Genomic DNA, 6,538 nt, shown 5'->3' with positions numbered 1-6,538 from the left:
GGGTGGAAGCACAGCAATGTGCGGAGCTGACGAATACTAATCGGTCGAGGGCTTATCCTAAAGAATGAAGTAACGATGTGTAAGAAGCGACGATGTTCCTATCCAGTTTTGAAGGTGTAAACTTTCAATAAACCTACTGTTCCCTGATAGCTCAGTTGGTAGAGCACTCGACTGTTAATCGAGTTGTCACAGGTTCGAGTCCTGTTCGGGGAGCCATTTGCTCTCATAGCTCAGTAGGTAGAGTGCATCCATGGTAAGGATGAGGTCATCGGTTCGATCCCGGTTGAGAGCTCCACTTTATCACTATATGGACAAGCTTTATGTGAGTGCAACTTGAAGAATACATTATGGCCCGTTGGTCAAGGGGTTAAGACACCTCCCTTTCACGGAGGTAACAGGGGTTCGAATCCCCTACGGGTCACCATTTTTATTTTTATCAATAATTTTACTATTGATGCATTATTTTTCACAATATAGTACATACTAATCTAGTCTTAGATGGAGGCTTAGCTCAGCTGGGAGAGCATCTGCCTTACAAGCAGAGGGTCAGCGGTTCGATCCCGTTAGCCTCCACCATCCATCAATGGGGATTAGCCAAGCGGTAAGGCAACGGACTTTGACTCCGTCATTCTCAGGTTCGATCCCTGAATCCCCAGCCATTGTATGAGCCATTAGCTCAGTTGGTAGAGCACCTGACTTTTAATCAGGGAGTCGAAGGTTCGAGTCCTTCATGGCTCACCAGTTTTTAAACTGGTAAATAAGTATTTGCGCGTGTGGCGGAATTGGCAGACGCACCAGACTTAGGATCTGGCGCCTTCGGGTGTGGGGGTTCGACTCCCTTCACGCGCACCATTTAAAAAATTATTAACCTTGCTAGTAATGAGTAATATTCATTATTAGTAAGGTTTTTTGTTTATTTTTCCAATTACGTTTATTCACTATTATAGCTTAATGAAATAACGACTAATTAATCTTCATACAATGGTTGGAAGTAGTATATGGTCTTTCCAGTAGCTCTGTGCTATTGTTGTAATAATGTTTGAGTATACTATTGGGAGGATATGGCGTTGTCAGAAGGAATGAATCATATGAGAGTAGAACAAGATTTTTTAGGTAGCAAAGAAGTGCCAGCTTCGGCATACTATGGTATTCAAACTTTACGCGCGGTAGAGAATTTTCCGATTACAGGGTATCGACTTTATCCAGAATTAATTATTTCTATTGCGATGGTGAAGAAGGCTGCTGCGATAGCGAATATGGGTATTAAACAATTAGGTGCAGACAAGGGTCAGTATATTGTACAGGCGGCACAAGAAATTATAGATGGCAAATGGCATGAGCAGTTTATTGTAGATCCGATTCAAGGTGGAGCAGGGACTTCTGTTAACATGAATGCTAATGAAGTAATTGCTAATCGTGCGATTGAACTACTTGGAGGCAAATTGGGCGATTATACATCGATTAGCCCTAATTCTGATGTCAACATGTCGCAATCTACAAATGATGCTTTTCCTACTTCTATACATGTAGCAACGCTTATGTTATTAGATAAATTACTCATTGCGATGGAAGAAATGCATAGCACTTTTGTGAAAAAATCAATTGAATTTGATGCAGTGATAAAAATGGGACGCACGCATATGCAAGATGCAGTTCCTATTCGTTTAGGGCAGGAATTTTCAGCATATAGCCGTGTGTTGCAACGTGATATAAAAAGAGTGCGGACAACTCGTGAAGGGCTTCTACAGGTCAATATGGGGGCTACAGCTGTAGGTACAGGGTTGAATGCAGAGCCAGAATATATTATGCAGGTAGTAGCTCAACTAGCCGAAATTAGCGGTTATCCATTGACAAGTGCTGCTCACTTACCAGATGCTACTCAAAATACAGATGCATATACAGAAATATCGTCAGCATTAAAGATTTGTATGATTAATATGTCGAAAGTAGCTAATGATTTACGCTTAATGGCTTCTGGTCCACGTGCTGGTTTAGCTGAAATTACACTACCTGCCCGTCAGCCAGGATCATCTATCATGCCAGGAAAAGTAAATCCGGTTATGTGTGAAGTGGTTAATCAAGTTGCTTTCCAAGTGATGGGTAACGATCATACGATTAGTTTGGCATCGGAAGCTGGACAATTTGAATTAAATGTAATGGAGCCTGTTCTAATTTTTAATTTATTACAATCGATCAGTATGATGAACCAAGTTTTTACAGTGTTCCGAGCGTACTGTTTGGAAGGAATAGAAGCAAATATAGCATATTGCAAGCAATATGTGGACAGTAGCGTAGGTATCATTACTGCTCTTAACCCTCATTTGGGGTACGAACATTCTTCTAAAATAGCAAGGGAAGCGATACTATCTGGACGATCAGTTCGCGAATTATGCGTGGAATATGGTGTGCTAACTAATGAACAATTAGACATCATTTTAGATCCGTTTCAAATGACGGAACCAGGAATTGCCGGAAAGCAGTTACTACAATCTAAAGAGCAAGAGGTACTCGAACCTCAGCCACAGATACAACCTTAGCCCAAATATATACTGTACAGAAAAGGACTGCTAGAAACGAATCGTTTTTAGCAGCATTTTTTTATTTTTTTAAATAAAACACTTGCAATCTCTTTATGAATATGGGATAATAATTTCTGTTGACCAGTTAGAAAATTTGCTACTATGCGCGTGTGGCGGAATTGGCAGACGCACCAGACTTAGGATCTGGCGCCTTCGGGTGTGGGGGTTCGACTCCCTTCACGCGCACCATAATAACAAATTTACAAAATATTTTCTAAAAAGATTTCAAAAAAAAGCTTGCATAAAGATTTCAGATATGATATATTATTAGTTGTCGCCGTGATAGACAGGTGAATAAAGTGCAGAAACATTTTGCGGAAGTGGCTCAGCGGTAGAGCATCGCCTTGCCAAGGCGAGGGTCGCGGGTTCGATCCCCGTCTTCCGCTCCATAGTGTGCGCCCTTAGCTCAGCTGGATAGAGCGTTTGACTACGAATCAAAAGGTCGGGAGTTCGAATCTCTTAGGGCGTGCCATTTTACTAAAGATTACTTACGGGACGTAGCTCAGCTTGGTAGAGCACCTGGTTTGGGACCAGGGGGTCGCATGTTCAAATCGTGTCGTCCCGACCACTATAAATTAAATATGCGGGTGTAGTTCAATGGTAGAACTTTAGCCTTCCAAGCTAATAGCGTGGGTTCGATTCCCATCACCCGCTCCATAACATTTAATCCGACAATCCCTTGTTCATCAAGGGATTTTTTGTTTTCTAAATTTCAATATGTTTAGTATCGACTTTTGGGCAAGCTACTTTAGGATAAGACTTTTTATTAAACTTTGTGACGAGCATCTTTACCAGTTTTGAATTCTACATAATCTAGTAATTTGGCTATGTCTTTCGCACTCCAAAATTCATTTCTGTACTCATCTTCTTGGCGAGCTTTTTCAAATGGAAAAATATCTTGTGTAAGTAAATAGATAAATAGAAAAGGGAAGTCCCTTTCTTGTAGAATTGAGTTATTACACAAAATTCAAAGAAAGGGTTCTTTCAAGCATATTTAGCCCAAGCTCTAGTCATGAAACAGGGAGTGACAGAAATTTTTAGTCAGCAGTTTGAGCTGCCGTATAAAGAAGTACTTGAGAATTTACTGATACTTCCATTTCAATACTATAATCAACGTTCGTCACTTATCTGCCATTTTGAATAAGAAAAAATCACTTTTTTAGTAAATGACTTTCAATAAAGGCTGCCATACCTGCTATAGCTAAAATTAACAGGATGTAAATTGATGCAGGGACTAGGTAATACACAGTGATTATTAGTGCAGATGACCAAATTCCCATACACCAATGACATATGAATAACGAACCAATAAAACGACGAATTCCTTTTCCTCTCACTGTAATTTGTTGCGCACTTCTCCCATCATCGGTATCTATTTTGTTAACAAGTAGGAAGGGTTTCCTTAGGAACCAAGTAATATTGTCAAAGACTAGCAGATGGGTCAAGCGAAATGAAGCGAACACTAAAATAACCATTGTTAAAAACGAAAAGTGTTCAAGCATTGTTCTTCTCCCTTTTCCTACATTCTATTCTTTTTAATTAGAGTTTAATAACATAGACTAAATCAAAGTTAATAGTACCTGTGCATATATTGTTAGAGTTCCCGAAACATGCTATCTCTATATTTCTCAAATCAGAAACAACTGCGGTAAAAGAAGAACCGGCTGGAATTTGTACAGTGTTACATCGTTCTTTAAACGTATCTATCTTAACGTTCATGGTACAGTGATCACTTGTGTTCGTAATAGTAAATGAACCTGCTGGAGCTTTGATGATACGGTGAGATTTAAGTGTCTCGAAGGCAGGAATGAACGTCATGTTACCACATCTTTGTTCTATAGGCACACATTCTCTTATTGTCATAACTTTTGTGAAATGTCGTTTTGGTCTACGATGACATCTTTTTCTTTTTGGTCGGCATCTATTATTTATATGGGAAATTCTCACGCTTATCTTTTGGCGAGTGCTTATCATTAATTTCACCTCCTTATAGTTACAATGAAGTATTGTTTTTCTTTTCACCTCGTAACTAGAGTGTACTTTATAATATTTGAAATTGTTTTTTTTGTTCTAGGTATTCATTGTTTTTGTAGAAAATAGAGTAGAGACTAGTTTAATTGAGTAGTATGAAAGAAATTTGTAATGGTCCAGCTCAGACGGTTTATCAATCGCTAACTGTGCATAACCCAGATGCAATATTAAGTGTTACGAATGTTTCCGATTGCGTGATGCACGTTTATGTTGTTGGATCGTTTGGGATAGAAGAATTTAAGATTCTTGATGGAGATTCGGCTATTGCTGTAGTTACAGGTCTTAACAAGATTTCTGTTATTCACAGTTTGAAAAAGAATCGTGTGGATGAATGCCATATGGTTCTTTTTTGCGTAATTATAGATTTACTATACAGTGGTTCGTTAGTAGAGTGTGTATAAGTCGTTAGTGAATTGTTAATAGTTTGTGGATAACTACTCATTTTTCTAGTTATTTTTTATTTGTAATGTGGATAGATTTATTTTTTTGATTATTTATAAGAAAGTGTCATTTGGTAGATCAAGTCAATAAAAGAAAAGATTTTTCAATGTAATAGTCAAATTATAAAAATATTGTTATATTCTCTAAAAATTTTACTAGGTTTAGTTTGTTGAAGTTTTCAATAAAAATAAATTCCTAAATATTACACAAATAGTAATAAGATATATTATAACGATGGATGAAAATACCATGATAAAATGTAAGCGATATCAGATTTTAGGTATTACAAAGCATATTTATAATAAGGGGAGGAAATTTTTAATGAAAAGAAAATGGGTATTAACGATGTTAACAGGTATTATGTTGCTTTCAGCAGCTTGTAGTGGTGGAAGTGGCGGTAGTGGTAGCAGTGATAACGGTGGTAGTGCTAATGGAGGGGGAGACAAGCTTCCTACTTTTGGTGCAGCTATTTATCGTTTCGATGATACGTTTATGACAGGGGTTCGTAATTCAATGAAAGAAGTATCTGCAGGGGTGGCTAATATAGATATAGTAGATAGCCAGAATTCGCAGCCAACGCAAAACGAAAAAGTCGATTTGTTTTTAAATAAAAAGTATGAAGCACTAATTATTAATCCTGTCGATAGAACTGCTGCTACAGATTTTATTCGTAAAGCAAAAGAAAAAGATACTCCGATTGTATTTATTAACCGTGAGCCGGTAGAAGCTGATATGCAGTCATGGGATAAAGTGTATTATGTTGGAGCAAAAGCAGAAGAATCTGGAACGATGTCTGGACAGATTATTGCCGATTATTGGGAAGCAAACGAGTCAGCTGATAAAAATGGTGATGGAGTACTACAATATATTATGTTAAGTGGAGAACCAGGACACCAGGATGCAGAATTGCGTACGACGCATTCAGTCAAAGCCTTGGAAGATGCAGGTATTAAAGTTGAGAAACTTGCTTCGGATTTTGCTAACTGGGATCGTGTAAAAGGTCAAGAAAAAATGCAAGCATTTTTGGCATCACATGGTGACAACATTGAAGCAGTATTGTCTAACAATGATGATATGGCACTAGGTGCGATTGAAGCATTGGTAGCAGCTGGTTATCTGAATGGTGAAGAAGGTAAGTTTGTACCTGTAGTTGGTGTAGATGCAACAGCGCCAGCGATTCAAGCGATGAAAGAAGGAAAAATGCTTGGTACGGTACTTAATGATGCAAAAGGGCAAGGAGCAGCAGCAGTTGCTATTGCATCAGCACTTGCTAAAGGAGAAACACCAACAAGTGATAATATTGGTTATGATCTCGTAGACGATAAGTACGTATGGATTGAGTATAAGAAAATTACAAAAGACAATATAGCGGAAGCAGAATAATAAGTAGAGAGAGACAGCGTATTGTTATGCTGTCTCTCTACCATGAAATCGAGACTATGAATGGCAACTTTGTTATTGAGCTAGGAGGATGAAAATTGGATTCG

5 protein-coding genes and 12 tRNA genes are annotated in these 6,538 nt (G+C 38.3%); 15 read left to right on the top strand and 2 right to left on the bottom strand.

Annotation, left to right across the window (positions count from 1 at the left end):
* The first annotated feature begins 140 nt into the window (after nt 1–140).
* The 13 genes from ACFSTH_RS12055 to ACFSTH_RS11995 all read left to right on the top strand — a co-directional run bounded on the left by ACFSTH_RS12055 (nt 141) and on the right by ACFSTH_RS11995 (nt 3,236).
* Nucleotides 141–216: transfer RNA gene (locus ACFSTH_RS12055), tRNA-Asn, on the top strand.
* Between the two features lie 3 nt (nt 217–219).
* Nucleotides 220–295: transfer RNA gene (locus ACFSTH_RS12050), tRNA-Thr, on the top strand.
* Between the two features lie 54 nt (nt 296–349).
* A tRNA-Glu gene (locus ACFSTH_RS12045) sits at nt 350–424 on the top strand.
* 76 nt (nt 425–500) lie between these two features.
* Nucleotides 501–576 (top strand) — tRNA-Val (locus ACFSTH_RS12040).
* Nucleotides 577–584: 8 nt separating this feature from the next.
* Nucleotides 585–659: transfer RNA gene (locus ACFSTH_RS12035), tRNA-Gln, on the top strand.
* Between the two features lie 6 nt (nt 660–665).
* Nucleotides 666–741 (top strand) — tRNA-Lys (locus ACFSTH_RS12030).
* Nucleotides 742–767: 26 nt separating this feature from the next.
* A tRNA-Leu gene (locus tag ACFSTH_RS12025) sits at nt 768–852 on the top strand.
* 227 nt (nt 853–1,079) lie between these two features.
* Complete coding sequence (gene aspA / locus ACFSTH_RS12020; RefSeq protein ID WP_377769538.1) at nt 1,080–2,537, top strand: aspartate ammonia-lyase; 1,458 nt, start codon at nt 1,080–1,082, stop codon at nt 2,535–2,537.
* A gap of 146 nt (nt 2,538–2,683) precedes the next feature.
* A tRNA-Leu gene (locus ACFSTH_RS12015) sits at nt 2,684–2,768 on the top strand.
* Nucleotides 2,769–2,893: 125 nt separating this feature from the next.
* Nucleotides 2,894–2,968: transfer RNA gene (locus ACFSTH_RS12010), tRNA-Gly, on the top strand.
* 6 nt (nt 2,969–2,974) lie between these two features.
* A tRNA-Arg gene (locus tag ACFSTH_RS12005) sits at nt 2,975–3,051 on the top strand.
* 19 nt (nt 3,052–3,070) lie between these two features.
* Nucleotides 3,071–3,147 (top strand) — tRNA-Pro (locus tag ACFSTH_RS12000).
* A gap of 15 nt (nt 3,148–3,162) precedes the next feature.
* Nucleotides 3,163–3,236 (top strand) — tRNA-Gly (locus tag ACFSTH_RS11995).
* 494 nt (nt 3,237–3,730) lie between these two features.
* On the opposite strand, the gene ACFSTH_RS11990 is transcribed toward ACFSTH_RS11995, so the two are convergent.
* The gene (locus ACFSTH_RS11990) at nt 3,731–4,054 is read right to left on the bottom strand and encodes a DUF1360 domain-containing protein (RefSeq protein WP_377793695.1); all 324 of its coding nucleotides are present in this window, start codon (nt 4,052–4,054) and stop codon (nt 3,731–3,733) included.
* 64 nt (nt 4,055–4,118) lie between these two features.
* Nucleotides 4,119–4,442, bottom strand: coding sequence for an S-Ena type endospore appendage (locus ACFSTH_RS11985; protein ID WP_377793693.1), 324 nt, complete (start codon nt 4,440–4,442; stop codon nt 4,119–4,121).
* Between the two features lie 254 nt (nt 4,443–4,696).
* Between ACFSTH_RS11985 and ACFSTH_RS11980 the strand changes: the two genes are divergently transcribed.
* Nucleotides 4,697–5,011, top strand: coding sequence for a hypothetical protein (locus tag ACFSTH_RS11980; RefSeq protein WP_377769520.1), 315 nt, complete (start codon nt 4,697–4,699; stop codon nt 5,009–5,011).
* A 361-nt stretch (nt 5,012–5,372) separates the two neighbouring features.
* Nucleotides 5,373–6,434, top strand: a complete 1,062-nt coding sequence (locus ACFSTH_RS11975; protein ID WP_377769521.1) for a galactose ABC transporter substrate-binding protein — start codon at nt 5,373–5,375, stop codon at nt 6,432–6,434.
* Nucleotides 6,435–6,538: the final 104 nt, after the last annotated feature.

This window comes from Paenibacillus yanchengensis, assembly GCF_042684845.1.
In the GTDB taxonomy this organism is placed as follows: Bacteria; Bacillota; Bacilli; order Paenibacillales; family Paenibacillaceae; genus Pristimantibacillus; species Pristimantibacillus yanchengensis.
This window is presented reverse-complemented; position numbering and strand designations above follow the sequence as displayed.

What these genes read in the sequence shown, in the direction of transcription:
- aspA (WP_377769538.1), top strand. Translation starts at nt 1,080, where the DNA reads ATGAATCATATGAGAGTAGAACAAGATTTTTTAGGTAGCAAAGAAGTG.
- ACFSTH_RS11990 (WP_377793695.1), bottom strand. Translation starts at nt 4,054, where the DNA reads ATGGTTATTTTAGTGTTCGCTTCATTTCGCTTGACCCATCTGCTAGTC.
- ACFSTH_RS11985 (WP_377793693.1), bottom strand. Translation starts at nt 4,442, where the DNA reads ATGACAATAAGAGAATGTGTGCCTATAGAACAAAGATGTGGTAACATG.
- ACFSTH_RS11975 (WP_377769521.1), top strand. Translation starts at nt 5,373, where the DNA reads ATGAAAAGAAAATGGGTATTAACGATGTTAACAGGTATTATGTTGCTT.